This window comes from Lacibacter cauensis (assembly GCF_007830055.1).
Taxonomy (GTDB): domain Bacteria; phylum Bacteroidota; class Bacteroidia; order Chitinophagales; family Chitinophagaceae; genus Lacibacter; species Lacibacter cauensis.
The window spans coordinates 636,697-652,603 of sequence record NZ_VLLE01000004.1 but is presented as its reverse complement, the minus strand read 5'-3'; the positions used below and the strand labels follow the sequence as shown (position 1 = coordinate 652,603).

Annotated in this window: 18 protein-coding genes; 13 read left to right on the top strand and 5 right to left on the bottom strand. The window is 40.7% G+C overall.

Annotated elements, in window-relative coordinates; all coding sequences use genetic code 11:
- Positions 1 to 88: 88 nt before the first annotated feature.
- Entirely contained in the window at positions 89 to 703 is a 615-nt protein-coding gene (locus IQ13_RS12985) for an LURP-one-related family protein (RefSeq protein ID WP_144886805.1), read from the top strand.
- 50 nt (positions 704 to 753) lie between these two features.
- Here the strand turns inward: IQ13_RS12985 and IQ13_RS12980 are convergent, their stop codons facing one another.
- The 5 genes from IQ13_RS12980 to IQ13_RS12960 all read right to left on the bottom strand — a co-directional run bounded on the left by IQ13_RS12980 (position 754) and on the right by IQ13_RS12960 (position 5,704).
- The gene (locus IQ13_RS12980) at positions 754 to 1,353 is read right to left on the bottom strand and encodes a GNAT family N-acetyltransferase (protein WP_144886804.1); all 600 of its coding nucleotides are present in this window, start codon (positions 1,351 to 1,353) and stop codon (positions 754 to 756) included.
- Positions 1,350 to 2,660 carry a UDP-N-acetylglucosamine 1-carboxyvinyltransferase gene (gene murA, locus IQ13_RS12975; protein ID WP_144886803.1) on the bottom strand — a complete coding sequence of 437 codons (1,311 nt, stop codon included), beginning with the start codon at positions 2,658 to 2,660 and terminating at the stop codon, positions 1,350 to 1,352. Before murA ends, IQ13_RS12980 begins: the two co-directional genes overlap by 4 nt.
- Positions 2,661 to 2,776: 116 nt before the next feature.
- On the bottom strand, positions 2,777 to 3,472 hold the full coding sequence (locus IQ13_RS12970; protein ID WP_144886802.1) for a DUF4290 domain-containing protein: 696 nt from the start codon (positions 3,470 to 3,472) through the stop codon (positions 2,777 to 2,779).
- Positions 3,473 to 3,571: 99 nt separating this feature from the next.
- A complete protein-coding gene (locus tag IQ13_RS12965) occupies positions 3,572 to 5,191 on the bottom strand; it encodes a T9SS type A sorting domain-containing protein (protein ID WP_144886801.1) in 1,620 nt (539 codons plus the stop codon).
- Between the two features lie 48 nt (positions 5,192 to 5,239).
- The gene (locus tag IQ13_RS12960) at positions 5,240 to 5,704 is read right to left on the bottom strand and encodes a hypothetical protein (RefSeq protein ID WP_144886800.1); all 465 of its coding nucleotides are present in this window, start codon (positions 5,702 to 5,704) and stop codon (positions 5,240 to 5,242) included.
- A gap of 577 nt (positions 5,705 to 6,281) precedes the next feature.
- Between IQ13_RS12960 and IQ13_RS12955 the strand changes: the two genes are divergently transcribed.
- The 12 genes from IQ13_RS12955 to rpsB all read left to right on the top strand — a co-directional run bounded on the left by IQ13_RS12955 (position 6,282) and on the right by rpsB (position 15,853).
- The gene (locus IQ13_RS12955; RefSeq protein WP_144886799.1) at positions 6,282 to 7,412 is read left to right on the top strand and encodes a glycosyltransferase family 4 protein; all 1,131 of its coding nucleotides are present in this window, start codon (positions 6,282 to 6,284) and stop codon (positions 7,410 to 7,412) included.
- 26 nt (positions 7,413 to 7,438) lie between these two features.
- A complete protein-coding gene (gene gldC, locus IQ13_RS12950; protein WP_144886798.1) occupies positions 7,439 to 7,783 on the top strand; it encodes a gliding motility protein GldC in 345 nt (114 codons plus the stop codon).
- A 6-nt stretch (positions 7,784 to 7,789) separates the two neighbouring features.
- A complete protein-coding gene (locus IQ13_RS12945; RefSeq protein ID WP_144886797.1) occupies positions 7,790 to 8,239 on the top strand; it encodes a GatB/YqeY domain-containing protein in 450 nt (149 codons plus the stop codon).
- A gap of 3 nt (positions 8,240 to 8,242) precedes the next feature.
- Positions 8,243 to 8,785, top strand: a complete 543-nt coding sequence (locus IQ13_RS12940) for a CvpA family protein (RefSeq protein ID WP_144886796.1) — start codon at positions 8,243 to 8,245, stop codon at positions 8,783 to 8,785.
- A gap of 80 nt (positions 8,786 to 8,865) precedes the next feature.
- Complete coding sequence (locus IQ13_RS12935) at positions 8,866 to 9,639, top strand: alpha/beta fold hydrolase (protein ID WP_144886795.1); 774 nt, start codon at positions 8,866 to 8,868, stop codon at positions 9,637 to 9,639.
- 12 nt (positions 9,640 to 9,651) lie between these two features.
- Complete coding sequence (locus IQ13_RS12930; protein WP_144886794.1) at positions 9,652 to 10,311, top strand: CBS domain-containing protein; 660 nt, start codon at positions 9,652 to 9,654, stop codon at positions 10,309 to 10,311.
- 127 nt (positions 10,312 to 10,438) lie between these two features.
- A complete protein-coding gene (locus IQ13_RS12925; protein ID WP_158637390.1) occupies positions 10,439 to 11,878 on the top strand; it encodes a POTRA domain-containing protein in 1,440 nt (479 codons plus the stop codon).
- 105 nt (positions 11,879 to 11,983) lie between these two features.
- Positions 11,984 to 12,862: an NAD kinase gene (locus IQ13_RS12920; RefSeq protein WP_144886792.1), complete on the top strand. Its 879-nt coding sequence runs from the start codon at positions 11,984 to 11,986 to the stop codon at positions 12,860 to 12,862.
- Positions 12,863 to 12,936: 74 nt separating this feature from the next.
- Positions 12,937 to 13,776, top strand: coding sequence for a type IX secretion system protein PorG (gene porG / locus IQ13_RS12915; protein WP_144886791.1), 840 nt, complete (start codon positions 12,937 to 12,939; stop codon positions 13,774 to 13,776).
- Positions 13,777 to 14,031: 255 nt separating this feature from the next.
- On the top strand, positions 14,032 to 14,475 hold the full coding sequence (rplM, locus tag IQ13_RS12910; protein WP_144886790.1) for a 50S ribosomal protein L13: 444 nt from the start codon (positions 14,032 to 14,034) through the stop codon (positions 14,473 to 14,475).
- A 37-nt stretch (positions 14,476 to 14,512) separates the two neighbouring features.
- Entirely contained in the window at positions 14,513 to 14,902 is a 390-nt protein-coding gene (rpsI, locus tag IQ13_RS12905) for a 30S ribosomal protein S9 (protein WP_144886789.1), read from the top strand.
- A gap of 69 nt (positions 14,903 to 14,971) precedes the next feature.
- Positions 14,972 to 15,853: a 30S ribosomal protein S2 gene (rpsB, locus tag IQ13_RS12900; protein WP_144886788.1), complete on the top strand. Its 882-nt coding sequence runs from the start codon at positions 14,972 to 14,974 to the stop codon at positions 15,851 to 15,853.
- Positions 15,854 to 15,907 lie beyond the last annotated feature (54 nt).

Below are 15,907 nucleotides of genomic sequence, written 5' to 3'. Positions count from 1 at the left end.
AAATACTACAACCTCCCAACTTTGGGAGGTTTTTTGTTTTGGGGAATGATGGTTATCATTGCATCTCCTAAACCAAAAATTAAAAGCAATGAGCCAAACATCTGTCCTTGATGCAGTCTTTTATCCTTACCAATTCATTTTCCGCATCGGCACTATTCACAACGATTTCAGAGCCGTTGATGCAAGTGGCACAACGAAAGCATTTGTAAAACAAAAGCTGTTCAAGTTTAAAGAACATGTACAGGTTTTTTCGGATGAAACCCAGTCGGAATTGTTGTATAACATACGTGCAAACAAATGGCTCGATTTTAATACGACCTATAGTTTTGAAAAACCCGATGGCACTTCTATTGGCCGTGTTGCTCGTAAAGGTTGGCGTTCGTTATGGAAAGCACAGTATGAATTATATGATGAAAGAGATGTACAGGATCTGATCATACAGGAAAAAAATGCATGGACGAAAGTGGGCGATGCGGTACTTTCTGAAATTCCGATCCTGGGTATTTTTACCGGGTACTTTTTTAATCCGAGTTATACAGTGAAACGTCCTGATGGTACACTGGTGGCCACATTTAAGAAAGAAGCTTCTTTCTTTGGCCGCAAGTTTAATTTATACCAGGAAGCTCCTTTTGAACAAGGCGAAGAGCAACGTATTCAGTTAGGGTTGATGATGATGGCATTGCTGGAAAGAAGAAGAGGATAATGATTTTTGAATAATAGCAAAGAAGCCACACAATTGTGTGGCTTCTTTGCTTAATGTATTTTTTGTTGCAGAAGTTTTTTTACAGAGCTAAACCATTCGTCTTTTAAAATACTTAACACAATACTGTCTCTTCGTCCGCCTGCTTCAATGGTCATATTGCTGCGAAGGATGCCTTCTACTGTACAGCCAACTGCTTTCATGGCATTGATAGAAGGAGCGTTGTTTGCATCGGCTCTTAATTCCACACGCTCCAAGCCCCATTCTTCAAATGCAAATTGAAACAATAAAAGCTTGCAGTTACGGTTTAAGCCTGTTCGTTGAAATGCTTTTCCGTACCAGGTGTAACCGAGCTGCGTTGTTTTGTTGAAGGGTTGAATATCGTAAAAGCGTGTGCTGCCTGCATATTGCTGCGTTGTTTTATCAAATACAATAAAAGGGTATTCAATACCGGCAGCTTTGTTTTGTAAGGTAGTGCTGATGTAATTCTTCATACCCTCTTCACCTGCAGGGCTGATGAGCGAATATTTCCAAAGGTCAGCTTCGTTTAACGCAAAAGGCAACAGGTGTTCATAATCACTTTCTGCCAAAGGACGCAGCAGTACACGATTATTTTCTAAAACAATTTCTTTATCGGTTAAACGATCGATCATCCTTCAACTCGTTTAATATCTGCACCAAGTTTGCGTAAGCGTTCATCAATGTATTGATAGCCTCTGTCGATTTGTTCAATGTTTTGAATAACGCTTTTTCCTTCGGCACTTAAAGCTGCAATGAGCAATGCTTGCCCGGCACGGATGTCGGGGCTGCTCATGGTAATACCTCTCAATTTTTGCTCACGCTCTAAACCAATTACTACTGCACGGTGCGGATCGCAAAGGATAATCTGTGCACCCATGTCGATCAGTTTATCTACGAAGAACAAACGGCTTTCGAACATTTTCTGGTGAATGAGTACACTTCCTTTTGCCTGTATGGCTGTAACCAAAACAATACTCAACAAGTCGGGAGTGAAGCCCGGCCATGGATGATCGTAAATAGTTAATACACCACCATCGAAATAGCGGCTTACTTCATAAATCTCCTGTTCGGGAATATGAATATCATCTCCTTCAATGTTTACAGTAATACCCAGTTGGCGAAACTTATCAGGTATAATGCCTAAGTGATCAATCGATGCGTTTTTAATGCGTATATCACTTTGTGTCATTGCAGCTAAGCCAATGAACGATCCTACTTCAATCATATCGGGTAAAATGCGGTGTGCAGTTCCTCCCAGATAATCTACACCTTCAATGGTTAAGAGGTTGCTGCCAATACCACTGATTTTTGCACCCATACGGTTAAGCATACTACATAACTGCTGAATGTAGGGCTCGCATGCTGCGTTGTAAATGGTTGTTATACCATTGGCCATACTCGCCGCCATGACAATATTTGCAGTACCGGTAACCGATGGTTCATCGAGCAACATATTAACGCCTTGCAGTTTGTTGGTGGTAAGATGAAAAAAACCATCTTCTGCGTGATAGTTAAATGCAGCACCTAATTTTTCAAAACCAATCACATGTGTATCTAATCTTCGGCGACCAATTTTATCGCCACCGGGTTTCGGAATAAATGCTTTTTTATAACGGGCAAGCATGGGTCCTGCGAGCATTACACTGCCACGAAGTCTTCCGCTTTTCTTTTTGAAACGTTCACTGTGTAAATAATCAATGTCCACATCATCGGCCTGGAAAATGCAGGTATCACGCTGCGGCCGCTCGATTTTTACATTCATTTCGCCCAACAATTCAATCAGCAGATTTACATCTACAATGTCGGGGATATTGGTAATGGTAACTTTTTCGGGAGTAAGCAGCACAGCACTAATGATTTGCAATGCTTCGTTTTTTGCACCCTGCGGAACGATTTCGCCATTAAGCTTTTTACCGCCTCGTACTTCAAATGCGTTCATATAGATAGTTATGTAGTAAGTGTAGAATGATCGAGCAACAAAGTACAGGGAAATAAAAAAGGTTAACAAGAAAATTCCTTATTAACCCTTGAGATTTTTTGTGCTGAACGATCAGATCAGTAGCGTTTTTTGAATTTATTACCGCCTCCTCTGTTATCACGGCCACCGCCACCGCCTCTGTTATCACGGCCACCACCACCGCCGCTTCTTTGCTGGAAGTGTTTTTTAAACTTACCACCACCGCCACGGTTTTCTCTGAAGTCGTCGCTTGGTCGGTATTGACGAACAAAAGGACGGTTGTTAAACTCCAGTTCACCCTTGGTAATAGCGCTCAACTCTGCTTGGATGGCATCGTCGTGAATATTTTCTTTGTGCCAGTTGTTGTACGAAAGCTTCATGTAGTAAGCAATGGCATTGGCAAAACCTTGTTTCTTTTCAGGGTTCTCTTCTTTCAGCGCTTTGTCAATTACTACCTCAATATTTTTACCTAAGTGATTGTAACGTGGATGACGCTTCGGATAAGGTAAACGCTCAGGTCTTGCTTTTAACGATTCACGTGTTGGAATGGGATAGGGGCTATCAACATCCAGTTTAAAATCAGCAATTAAAAACAGGTGGTCCCAAAGTTTATGACGGAAATCCTCTACGTTTTTTAAATGCGGGTTCAGGAAGCCCATCAGCTCAATTACCACATGTGCCTGCTCCTGGCGTTTCTGGCGGTCTTCAATTGTAATAATATGATCGACCATTTTCTGGATATGTCTTCCGTACTCACGAATGGTCAAATGGTTTCTTGTTGTGTTATACTCCATAATACGAATAATAGCAAATGTAAGCAAAGGGTTGATAAAAAAAGCTGCCCTTTTGAGGGGGCAGCTGGTTCCAGTGGTAAACTATGACTATCAAAAAAGCTATTGTTTTACTATTTTCTGTGTAACGATCTCTCCTCCATCGATGATTTGTAAAAGATACATACCACTGTTGAGCGATCCGGTTTGTAACACATTGTAACCGGTCGTTGTCCGTCCGTTAGCAACGGCTCTGCCACCCATATCCAGTACACGCCAGTTGTAAGCGCCTTTACTGTTGAGGGCAATTTCATTTTTATTGATGATGTTTGTAACTACATCAAATTTTGTACTGTTGTTAACTTCACGCAGGGCAACTACGTTTGAATAATATTTTAATTGCGATGCAGTTGTTACCAGCAGGCGATAGAAAACAGTTTTCTTTTCTGCCGGAGTATAATCGAAACCTGTACTGTTGCCTGCAACTTTTTGTACAGCAGCAAAGCTGTTTCCGTTAGTTGAAGTTTCGATTTGAATGCTTTCAATTGGTTCATCTGCAACAATATTCCAACTTAATTCATGTTTGTTATTTGCAGCACGGCCACTCAGTTTCATGCTTTGTACCGGCAAGGTAGATGGTAATGCAGCACCTGCAATTGAGTAGTCGCCAAGCATTCCATAGTTTGATACGTTTTGATTTGAAACATTTGAAACGCTTAAATAATATGTACCCATGTTGAGAGTGCTGTCGATAGTAACATCAAGCGAAGTAGGTGGATTATATGTATTGATTACGTTTCCACGTGAATCGAGGATACTCATTCTGATATCTACATTAGGTTTGGTAGTTGTACCTGCAGATCCTTTTGCAGTTATTTGAAAACGGGATGTAGAAGTAACATCGATTTTAAAAATGTCCACATCGGATGTAGTGTTAATCTGGCTGCTTACGGTAAAGCCTGGTGTTGAAGGTTGGTTATTTGCAGGAGCACTTTGTACCATTGGAACTGCTGTTGCCTGGCGATAGGTATTACCGACAGAATCTGTTTTATAGCCAAAGCCATTAGCGCTTCCTGAGAGAATGGCTAAATCATCCTGAATGGTATTGCAGCTGTATGAACTACCCTTATGCCAAAGTGTAAGCGTTTTGCCATAACTGTTTCCCATAATAGGTGCCCAGCTTGTTTCTCCTGAACCTGTACCTGGATTATACTCATAAATGAAATTACAATTAGCATCATAAAGCGATTGATGGTATAAGCCAAGTGTGTGACCAGATTCATGCGAAGAAGCTTCTCCAATATTTTTTTCGTTATAACCAAGCAGGTTAGCAAATACAAATCCTGGAATTTCTAAACCCCAACGGAATGATTCAACATAGGCTACGCCTCCTGCGCTTCCATACCAACTGCTGTAAGCTGTAACAATAATGCGCTGTCTTTTATTGATGGGTGCAGCAAAATACACTGTTGAATCTGTAGTGATATTGATATTAAATGGATTGAAATCTTCTGCAACCTGGAAAAAGGCTGTTGTAATTTGTGTGCTGGTTAAGCCCGAAGGAGTTGCATAAAACGGAGTACCGCCATTCCAATAAGGAGAGTTAACAGATTGTCCGTCGAAATCAAGAAAGATGGTTGCACTTGCACCCGGGTTACTGTTGAGTTTTGGAACCTGCGCTTGCGCAGTGTAAGCTGTTGTTGCAAATACTGCAACAAGGCTCATGATGAGATTACGTGTCATAGTTATTGGATTTTTATAGTTTACTTATACCTGCTGGAACAGGTAGAGTTAGTCAGCCAACATATTTGAAACCTGTTTTTTATTCCAGGTGTAATTTCCTGTAACAGGGTCTTTATCCAACATCAGCATGTCGCTGTGTTTTTTACTGATCATGATACCACGGTAGGCAATTGTCTGATCAGGCAACGTAGTTCTTGATATTGAAAGAAGAAGACCGGGGCGGTCGGTAGATTGTACAGTAACGGTTGTTAAACCGGGAGCATCACTCGTTATAGAAGTAACCTGACCTTTGAATCGTAGGCCGTTTGTGATAAACAAATCAACCTGCTGGTTTAAACGGAAATTCATTACCTCGCTAATGAATGTTTGCGAAGGTGTAAAGCGACTGCTAACAGTACCAAACATCGCTGGTTTGTTATCGTGCTTCTGATGACCTGATTCAAACTTGATTTCTTGTGAGAAAGAATAAGTAGATAGAATACTTAATGCAAGTACTAAGACTAGCTGTTTCATAGAATACGGTTTTGATAGTGAATACTGGATTACGAAACAAATGTATAGCGCACTTACATTCCGTGCAATAGGTGTTAACCTCTAAAAATAAATTGACCCCGCTGGAAAGCGGGGTCGTTTACCCAAAATCCACATTGTAAAACCATCAATGTATCCTGACTCTTCCCTGTTGCGAAAGAATTATTTTTAAATCATAAACAACTGATTTTTTGCAGCTTATGATGTTTTTATTATTTCGAACGTCACGTAATAATTAGCAATTACTGTTCCAAACTTTATAGGCCGGCAGATTTTTTTTGGATATCAAAAATGTTTTTGAATTTTAAGTGAAAACGCTAATTTCTAACACCGTATTTTCTGCAGTTTTGCTCATTATAAACCGCATTTGAAAATTTTCAAATTCATTTTTTGCATGCAAAAGCAAAACTAAATGCCGGCTTTATAAATTCCTATAGTACTTCTTTTGAATAAGTGCTTAGGGATTCAACGATGCAGACTGCACATTTCCCTGCTTTTATTCTTTTGCACGTTGTAAAATCTGCTCATAAGTTTTCACGCTTAACTTTGCGCTCACTTTATGGTGATTGCAATTAATACAAAAACGTTGCTTCCTGGTAAACTGGAAGGCTATGGATATTATATAGATGAAATTTTTTCACGCATAGCAAAAAATCATCCCGAACACCAGTTTTATTTTTTTTTCGACAGACCCTTTGATGAAAAGTTTATTTACGCAACGAATATTCACCCGGTTGTAATTAAACCACAGGCACGTTTTCCTATTGCATGGAGAGTATGGTACAACTGGATGTTGCCCATCTACTTAAAACGCATTAAGGCTGATGTATTTGTAAGTCCGGATGGATTTTGCTCATTAAACACTTCTGTTCCTCAGTGTCTTGTGGTACACGATCTGGCATTTTTGCATTATCCGCACTTTATTTCAAAAGCTCACCTGCGCTATTACCAGAAGAACACAAAGCGTTTTCTGGATAAAGCAAAAATTGTTGTTACCGTGTCGGATTATTCTAAACAGGATATTCAACAACAGTTCGGCCTGTCTTCAAACAAACTACACATAGTTGGCAATGCGGCAAATGCAATGTTTCAGGCAGTTAGTGATGAAGTAAGTGAAAAAGTGAAGCTAAAATATACATCGGGCGCTGAGTTCTTTTTGTATACGGGCTCTATTCATCCAAGAAAAAATCTCATCAACCTGCTTAAGGCCTTTTCTTTATTTAAAAAGCGGCTGCGTAGTAATATGAAACTGGTAGTCGCCGGTCGTATGGCCTGGAAAACAGAAGAGTTTACAAAGCTGCTTAGCACATTCAAATTCAGAAATGATGTAGTGCTCACCGGTTATCTTGAACGAAACGAACTGGCTCTGCTAACTGCATCGGCTTATGCCATGGTTTATCCTTCTTTTTTCGAAGGCTTTGCAGTACCCCCTCTTGAAGCTTTGCAGTGCGGTGTGCCGGCCATTGTATCCAACACAAGTGCCATGCCCGAAGTTGGGGGCGATGCTTATTTATACATTAATCCGCAAAGCCCAGAGGATATTGCAGAAAAAATGATGCTGATGTATAAAGATGAAGCTTTGAGAAGCCGTTTAATTGCTAACGGAAAAGAGCGGGTTAAGCTGTATAACTGGAATGAAGCTGCAGAAAAAATGTGGCAATGTATTCAACTCGCTGCCACAACCGAATAACTTACCTTTGCCCTTCAATTTATTCTATGCATAAAAGTAATATTTCAATTGACGTATACCTGGACGAGCAGAAAGTGCCCGAACAGATTAAATGGAAAGCCAGCGACAGCAATGCTGATATGGAACAGATTGCAAAAGCAATGATGGTTGCATTTTGGGATGGTGCAGATAAGTCGGCTCTCCGCATTGACCTGTGGACGAAGGACATGATGGTAGATGAAATGGCTGATTTCTATTATCAGCTGTTGATGACCATGGCCGACACATTTAACCGTGCTACCAATCAGCCAGAAATGAGTGCAGATATGAAGGAGTTTGCAAAAGCCTTCATGCAGAAATTCAAAAAGAGTCAACTTCAACAAAACCAGTAACCGTATATGAGTCTCGAACAAAATATCATGGCTAAAATGAAAGATGCCATGAAAGCAAAAGACGAAGCTTCCCTGCGTGGATTAAGAGCTATTAAAGCTGCCATTTTACTGGCCAAAACATCGGGCGGCAGTGGAGAAATTACTGCCGACGATGAAATAAAGCTGTTGCAAAAGCTGGTGAAGCAACGCAAAGATTCGTTGGAAATTTTTCAGCAGCAAAACCGTACTGATCTTGCACAAAAAGAGCAGGAGGAAATTGCAGTTATTGAACAGTTTTTGCCCAAACAACTGGAAGGTGAGGAGCTAAAAGCAATTATTGCAGAAATTGTTGCACAGGTAGGCGCAACATCGGCAGCAGATATGGGCAAAGTGATGGGCGTAGCAAGCAAACAGTTGGCAGGCCAGGCCGATGGTAAAACGATCAGTGCAGTTGTAAAGGAGCTTTTAAGCAAGTAATACATGTTTATTGATATACTTGTAGCAATTGCCCTGGTATTTGCAGCCATAAAAGGAATACGCAACGGATTAATCATTGCTGTGTTTTCAATTTTGGCTTTTGTAATTGGCCTTGCTGCTGCACTTAAATTAAGTACAGTTGTTGCAGCCTGGCTGGCACAGTCTACAAATATCAATGTACAATGGCTACCGTTCCTTGCTTTTGCATTGGTATTTTTGTTAGTAATACTCATTGTAAGATCGGTTGCAAAACTTATTGAGAAAGCGGTGGATCTTGCGTGGATGGGCTGGTTAAACAAGCTGGGTGGTGTGTTGGTGTATGCCTGTATGTACCTGCTTATTTTCAGTGTGCTGTTATTTTACGGTGCCCAATTGAAGCTGCTAACAGAAGAAGCAAAAACAGCATCAATAACCTATAAATATATTGCACCGTTTGGTCCAAAGGTTATTGAAATGATTGGCGTTGTGCTGCCTGTTTTCAGCAATATGTTTACTGAGTTGCAGCAGTTCTTCGAAAAGATGGGAAAACAACTGCAGCCTCAATAAGATCATTCTGTAACTGAATTACAGTTTTTCAGTCAAATCAACTATTTTAGCAATTAACAAGTGTTATTTGCTGCCAATACATGAACTACGAAATTATACAGGAAGGAAAATTTAAGTACATCGAAGTGGGCGAAGGCGAACCGCTGTTACTACTCCATGGGTTGTTTGGTGCGTTAAGTAATTTCCAGGACCTCATTGATTATTTCAGCAAACGCAACAAGGTTGTTGTGCCCATGCTTCCGCTGTTTGATCTTGATCTGCTGCATACAACTGTAGGCGGATTAGAGAAGCATGTGCAGAAGTTTATTGAGTTTAAAGATTATAAGAATATTCATTTGCTCGGCAATTCGTTAGGCGGCCATGTTGCATTGGTGCATGTGCTGAAGCATCCGGAGCGTATCAAATCGCTTATTCTTACCGGCAGCTCAGGCCTTTTCGAAAATGGTATGGGCGATACGTATCCTAAACGTGGCGATTACGAATACATCCGCAAGAAAACGGAGGTTACGTTCTACGATCCTGCCATGGCAACCAAAGAACTGGTTGATGAAGTATACGAGATCGTAAACCAACGCATTAAGGTAATCAAAGTAATTGCATTGGCTAAAAGCGCTATTCGTAATAATCTTGGCGACGAATTGAAGGAAATTAAGACACCAACCTTATTGATTTGGGGCAATAACGATACCATTACGCCGCCTTTTGTAGGTAAAGAGTTTAATAAGCTTATTCCAAACTCAGAGCTACACTTCATTGATAAATGCGGGCACGCACCCATGATGGAGAGGCCCGATGAGTTCAACGAAATACTCAATGGATTTCTTACCAAATTAAATGCACCTGTACCGGTTTAAAAATAATTGAAAATGACAGCCTCCGAACTAATAACCAACAATATCCCCGCTTTACAAGCCACAGATACAGTTCGGCAGGCATTGGATCTGATGGAGGAGTATCGAATCAGTGAACTGCCGGTAGTCGATCAACAAAAATATCTCGGACTTATTACAGAAGATAAAGCACAGAACGCCGATGAGCGTTCTGCTGTTTCAACATTGTTGCACACGGGGTCACCTGTAAAAATTAACCCGGTCGATTTTTTTCTTGTTCCGTTGAGAGTAATGCATCAGCAGCAGATCGGGGTATTGCCGGTTGTTAAAGATGATGGCGATTTACTGGGAGTTATTACAAAAAATGAGCTGTTGCATGCTGCAGCTAACTATACCGCTGCACAAGTGCCCGGCGGTATCATTATTCTTCAGATAAATCCATCCAGTTTTTACATTTCTGAAATTGGCCGTATTGTAGAGTCGAATAATGCACGCATCATTCACCTGAATACATGGACAGATCCGTCAACAGGTGAGCTAATGGTGGCTATCAAGGTAAATAAAAGCGATATACAGGATATTCTCGCTTCGTTCGAACGATATGAATACAATGTGGTACGATATTTTGGCGAAAATCTTTCGGAAGAGGAGCTGCGGTTAAATTACGACCACCTCATGAATTATCTTAACATATAGTTTCTCTTTAGCTGCATCTGTTTCTGCAGTTTTCATAGTACATTTAAGATCTGTCCTTAGCAGAAAATGACTGATGCAATCAAAACTGATTTATAGTATTTGTTTGATTTTTGCACTGCAATGCGCAATGCAACGGCTGTATGCACAACCATCCGTTGCAATTGATACGGCAAAGGAGCGGCTTCAAAAAATTATTCACCAGTTTCCCGACTCAGCGGAGATTACCATACGTTCAATAACCATCGATGGGCATAAGCGCACAAAGGACTACATTATCCTGCGTGAAATTCCGTTTCGTGCAGGAGCAAAATTTTCAGCCGGCCAGCTGGAAGGAATTATTGAGCAGGCCAGGTTAAATGTGTTCAACACATTGTTATTTCTCGAAGTCATTCCACGCATTACCAACTGGAGCGAAACACAAATCGATTTGTTGTTTGATGTAAAAGAACGCTGGTATATTTTTCCTTCCCCTTATTTTAAACTGGTCGATCGTAATCCTAATCAATGGTTAGTTGAACAGGATGGAAGTCTTGAACGTGTAAACTACGGCTTAAAACTAAACTGGGATAACGTATCGGGCAGAAGAGATAAACTCAACTTCAACTTTATTAACGGCTATACCAGGGAATACTCTGTTTTTTACGAACAGCCCTATGCAGATAAAAAACTTGAGAGAGGATTTTTAGGAGGAATTTTTTATAAGCAATCCAGGCAGATGGCTTATGCAACAGACAGTAACAAGCAAGTGTTCTATCCCGCAGGTAACGGACAGATTAATGCTTTTGTAAGAACAACTGTAAAAATTGAAGCAGGATACACCATCCGGAAAGGAATCAATCACCGGCATGCATTTCGTTTAAGTTATGTAGATGAATTAATCCCCGATACAATCAGTGCGCTTATACGCAACAACTCGTTGAAAGGATACCTTCCTTTTTTTACCGATAACAAAGCAAGGCAGCGGTTTGGTGAGTTTGTTTACACCTATCAATATCTTAATGCAAATAACAACGTTTATCCGTGGCGTGGTTTTTTATTCAGCGGATCATTTACACAAAGAGGTCTTGGTTTAAAAGGGATGAACCTGTGGCAGTTTCAAGGTAAGGCAGGAAAATTTTTCCAACTTTCAAAAACAACTTCAACAGCATTGGTTGGTTACTACATGGTGAAAGTTCCGTTTAAACAACCTATGTACAACATGGCTGCATTGGGTTATGGCGATTGGTTTTTACGTGGTCTTGAATATTATGTTATTGATGGTGTACAGGCAGCAATCTTAAAAAGCACCTTGCGCCAGGAAGTGGCAAATATTAATGTGCCAACCTTTATTATAAAAAACGAAAAGTATAAAAAAATACCATTTAAAATAGTCGCTAAAGTTTATGGAGATATTGGTGCAAGCCATTTACCAACGGGCAGCAACAGCGTTTTAAACAACCGTTTCTTGTATACATATGGTGCGGGTATTGATGTGTTGAGCTATTATGATTTTGTTGCCCGGTTCGAATATTCCTTTAACCAGTTGGGGCAAAACGGATTATTTTTACACATGCGCAGAGATTTTTAATTGCTGATAGCCTGTGCAAAATGGGTACAAACATTTTTAATAAACTGGAGTGTTATTCTTTTTATGTACCGAATATAAAGCAGTACATAAGTTAATATTAAACTGATGAAAGTAGCAATCTACAGCAGGGTTTACGAGTCTGAACAGAAAGAAGATATCAAGCGCTTGTTAGAAGAGTTACAGGCCAATAACATCCAGGCAGTTATTTACAGAGGTTTTTTTGAGCAGATAAAGCAGGATATTTCCTTTACACAGGAGCCTTTGTTGTTTCATTCTAACGAAGATCTTGATGATTCTTTTGAATGTATGATTAGCCTTGGTGGCGATGGTACATTGCTAGATACTGTTACCATGGTGCGGGAGCAACCTATTCCTTTGCTGGGTATTAATTTCGGCAGGCTGGGTTTTCTGGCCAGCATTGGCCGGGAAGAACTGGAAACGGTGGTGGCATCACTAAAAAATCATACTTACGTCGAAGATGAGCGTACGCTTATCCATCTCGACAGCAACATGCCTTTGTTTGGCGATACTCCGTATGGTTTAAACGAGTTTGCTATTCATAAGCTTGATACTTCTTCCATGATCAAAATTCATGCGTACCTCAATGGCGAATTTTTGAATAGCTACTGGGCCGATGGGTTAATTGTGGCGACACCCACCGGTTCAACCGGTTATTCGTTAAGCTGTAATGGTCCTGTGGTATTTCCCGATTCCAGGAGTTTTGTAATTACGCCGGTTGCACCTCATAATTTAAATGTGCGGCCTATTGTGGTGCCCGATAACAACATTATCTCTTTTGAAATTGAGGGCAGGGCCGATAGTTTTCTTTGTACGCTCGATTCAAGGAAGGAGATTGTACAGAAAACCATTCAACTTGCTGTAAAAAGGGAAGAGTTTACGGTAAGTCTGATTCGTTTAAATGAAAACAACTTTCTTCAGACACTGCGTAATAAATTATCATGGGGGCTCGACCGGCGAAACTAAAAACCCGTTTACAAAGCCTGCGATATATGAAAACCATGATATTTGCGTTATTACATTTTTGAGAAACGAAACTGATGAAAAAAATCCTCTTCTCTCTTTTCCTGTTTACCCAGTTATCTGCAAAAGTCTTTGCTCAGTACGATGGATACCGCCACGAAGGTGAGTTTGGCGTACAGTTAGGTGCAGCCCATTATTTTGGCGATCTGAATCCTAATAAACGGCTCAACCGCCCTAAAATTGCCGGAGGCGTTTTCTTCCGTAAACAAATCAATAACTATGTTGCTGTTCGCATAGGCGCCAACTTTGCCCAACTCGGTTACAGCGATGTTTATGAAAAGAAGAATGAGTTTCGTATGCGCCGCAACCTTAGTTTTAATACCAACCTGTGGGAAATGATGGTGCAGGGCGATTTCAATTTCTTCCGGTTTAATCCTACCAATCCCGACGAACGCTTTACTCCTTATATCACTTTTGGTGCAGGTGTTTTCAACTTCGATCCTTATGCTTATTTAGATAATACGAAATATTTTCTTCGTCCACTTGGCACCGAAGGGCAGGGTTCAGCAGCTTATCCTAACCGCAAGCTGTATTCTACCACAGCCTTTGCTTTTCCTGTTGGTGTAGGGTTTAAATATGCGTTAAACGATAAAACCAATATTAATTTCGAAGTAGCCCACCGGTTTACCACCACCGACTTTATTGATGATGTATCAGGTACGTATGCCGGGCTTGCCACTTTTCCAGTAGGTTCGCCTGCTTCTTTTTTGCAAGATCGCAGTTACGAAACCGGTACCCGTATTGGTACAGCAGGTTCGCAACGTGGTTTTAGCGGCCAGAAAGACCAATATATCATGGCAACAATTGGGGTAACTTTCAGCATTACATCTTACAAGTGTCCTTCTGCTGCTTATTAAATTGCTTGTAACGCTTTATAGGCGCATGTTTTAATTGCTCAAAGTTGTTTTTTGTCCGTTTGGCGGGCATTTGAGCGTACTAGTTAAATTTTAGTGCAAAATTTTTACTGAAAATCAATGTCTTGTAAAAGTGCATTGGAAAATACTTCCTGCATTCTTTGGCAGTGTGGATAATCTGTGCCTACCTTTGCGACCCGTTCCAAAAAACGGGATTTTTCTAATAACCACGGGATGGCGTGGTAAAAATTAAATACAATGAGCAAATTACATTTCACTACGAAGCATGCGAACGAGGCTACCGTGCAACGTAACTGGTACGTTGTGGACGGCACCAATCAAACCGTTGGACGCATGAGTTCAAAAATTGCTGCGATTTTGCGTGGCAAAAACAAAGCCTATTACACTCCTCACGTTGATTGCGGCGATTACGTAATCATCATCAACGCTGAGAAAGTAAAATTCACCGGCGATAAAGTAAACTACAAAGAGTACCAAAACTTCAGTGGTTATCCTGGTGGTCAGAAAATTGAAATCGCTAAAGACCTTCTGCGTCGTCGTCCGGAGGTGGTATTGGAGCGTGCTATCAAAGGCATGTTACCTAAGAACCGTCTTGGCCGTAAAATGTACAAGAAGTTGTTTGTATATGCTGGCGATAAACATGCACACATTGCACAACAACCTAAAGAACTGAAGTTCTAATCATTTTCAAATTTTCAAATTTTCAAATTCCTTATAAATGGAAAAGCAAAAAAACGCAGTTGGTCGCCGTAAAGAAGCCATTACCCGTGTGTTCATCAGCAAGGGTAACGGAAACATTACCGTGAACGACAAAAATTACAAAGAATATTTCAGCTTGGTTTACTTACAAAACCAGGTAGAAGCTCCTTTAAAAACAATCGAATCATTAGATAAGTTTGATGTTAAGATCAACGCTAATGGCGGTGGTATTAAAGGTCAGGCAGAAGCAGTGAAACTGGGTATTGCCCGTGCTTTGCTGGAAGTGAATCCTGAATATCGTCCTGTATTGAAAGCTGCAGGTTTATTGAAGCGTGATCCACGTGGTGTTGAACGTAAGAAATTTGGTAAGAAGAAAGCTCGTAGAAGCTACCAGTTCTCTAAACGTTAATGCAACACCCACCGGTATAATGCCGGTGGAATTGATCAAACAATTTTTACAAACGATTATACAAATACAATGGAAAATAACACTTCATTACAACAGCAATTACTCGAAGCAGGTGTACACTTTGGCCACCTGAAGAAGAAGTGGAATCCCAAGATGTTGCCTTACATCTTTGCTGAAAAGAAAGGTATTCACATCATCGACCTCAACAAAACTGTTGAAGGTTTGCAGGAAACTGCAGCTGCAATGAAACAACTGGCACGCAGCGGTAAAAAGATCATGTTTGTTGCAACTAAAAAGCAGGCAAAAGAGATCGTTACTGAGTGCGCACAAAAAGTAAACATGCCTTACGTAACCGACCGTTGGTTGGGTGGTATGCTTACCAACTTCAACACTGTTCGTAAGAGCGTGAAGAAAATGCAGAGCATTGAAAAAATGTTGAACGACGGTTCTTTCGACAGCATTACAAAGAAAGAGCGTTTACAACTGAGCCGTGATAAAGAGAAAATGGAAAAAGTATTGGGCGGTATTGCAAACATGAGCCGTATCCCTGCTGCATTGTTCCTCGTTGATATTGGTCATGAGCACATTGCTTTGGCTGAAGCAAAACGTCTCGGCATTACTACTTTTGGTTTAGTTGATACCAACTGTGATCCAAATAAAGTGGATTACTTCATCCCCGGTAACGACGATGCTACAAAGTCAATCGCTATCATTACACAATACATCACTGCTGCTATTGCAGAAGGTTTAGCTGAGCGCCAGGTTGAAAAAGAAGAAGAAGAAACGGAAGAAGTAGAAGAAAAAGGCCCACGCTTTGATGAAGGTGAAGAAGGTGGTCGTGACAGAGGCGGACGTGGCGGTGGCCGTGGTCCTGGTGGTAACACCGGTGGTCCTGGTGGTGCTCCCAAGCGTCGTGTACCAAGCACACAAAAGCGTACTTCTGCAAGATAATTTCTGCAGAAAGTAGCCCTTGAGAAATGAACTCTCTCATAAAATAAATGCTTT

What these genes read in the sequence shown, in the direction of transcription:
- IQ13_RS12945 (WP_144886797.1), top strand. Translation starts at nt 7,790, where the DNA reads ATGAGTCTCGAACAAAATATCATGGCTAAAATGAAAGATGCCATGAAA.
- IQ13_RS12955 (WP_144886799.1), top strand. Translation starts at nt 6,282, where the DNA reads ATGGTGATTGCAATTAATACAAAAACGTTGCTTCCTGGTAAACTGGAA.
- IQ13_RS12980 (WP_144886804.1), bottom strand. Translation starts at nt 1,353, where the DNA reads ATGATCGATCGTTTAACCGATAAAGAAATTGTTTTAGAAAATAATCGT.
- IQ13_RS12925 (WP_158637390.1), top strand. Translation starts at nt 10,439, where the DNA reads ATGCAACGGCTGTATGCACAACCATCCGTTGCAATTGATACGGCAAAG.
- gldC (WP_144886798.1), top strand. Translation starts at nt 7,439, where the DNA reads ATGCATAAAAGTAATATTTCAATTGACGTATACCTGGACGAGCAGAAA.
- IQ13_RS12965 (WP_144886801.1), bottom strand. Translation starts at nt 5,191, where the DNA reads ATGACACGTAATCTCATCATGAGCCTTGTTGCAGTATTTGCAACAACA.
- rpsI (WP_144886789.1), top strand. Translation starts at nt 14,513, where the DNA reads ATGGAAAAGCAAAAAAACGCAGTTGGTCGCCGTAAAGAAGCCATTACC.
- rpsB (WP_144886788.1), top strand. Translation starts at nt 14,972, where the DNA reads ATGGAAAATAACACTTCATTACAACAGCAATTACTCGAAGCAGGTGTA.
- porG (WP_144886791.1), top strand. Translation starts at nt 12,937, where the DNA reads ATGAAAAAAATCCTCTTCTCTCTTTTCCTGTTTACCCAGTTATCTGCA.
- IQ13_RS12985 (WP_144886805.1), top strand. Translation starts at nt 89, where the DNA reads ATGAGCCAAACATCTGTCCTTGATGCAGTCTTTTATCCTTACCAATTC.
- IQ13_RS12930 (WP_144886794.1), top strand. Translation starts at nt 9,652, where the DNA reads ATGACAGCCTCCGAACTAATAACCAACAATATCCCCGCTTTACAAGCC.
- IQ13_RS12960 (WP_144886800.1), bottom strand. Translation starts at nt 5,704, where the DNA reads ATGAAACAGCTAGTCTTAGTACTTGCATTAAGTATTCTATCTACTTAT.
- IQ13_RS12970 (WP_144886802.1), bottom strand. Translation starts at nt 3,472, where the DNA reads ATGGAGTATAACACAACAAGAAACCATTTGACCATTCGTGAGTACGGA.
- murA (WP_144886803.1), bottom strand. Translation starts at nt 2,660, where the DNA reads ATGAACGCATTTGAAGTACGAGGCGGTAAAAAGCTTAATGGCGAAATC.
- IQ13_RS12920 (WP_144886792.1), top strand. Translation starts at nt 11,984, where the DNA reads ATGAAAGTAGCAATCTACAGCAGGGTTTACGAGTCTGAACAGAAAGAA.
- rplM (WP_144886790.1), top strand. Translation starts at nt 14,032, where the DNA reads ATGAGCAAATTACATTTCACTACGAAGCATGCGAACGAGGCTACCGTG.
- IQ13_RS12935 (WP_144886795.1), top strand. Translation starts at nt 8,866, where the DNA reads ATGAACTACGAAATTATACAGGAAGGAAAATTTAAGTACATCGAAGTG.
- IQ13_RS12940 (WP_144886796.1), top strand. Translation starts at nt 8,243, where the DNA reads ATGTTTATTGATATACTTGTAGCAATTGCCCTGGTATTTGCAGCCATA.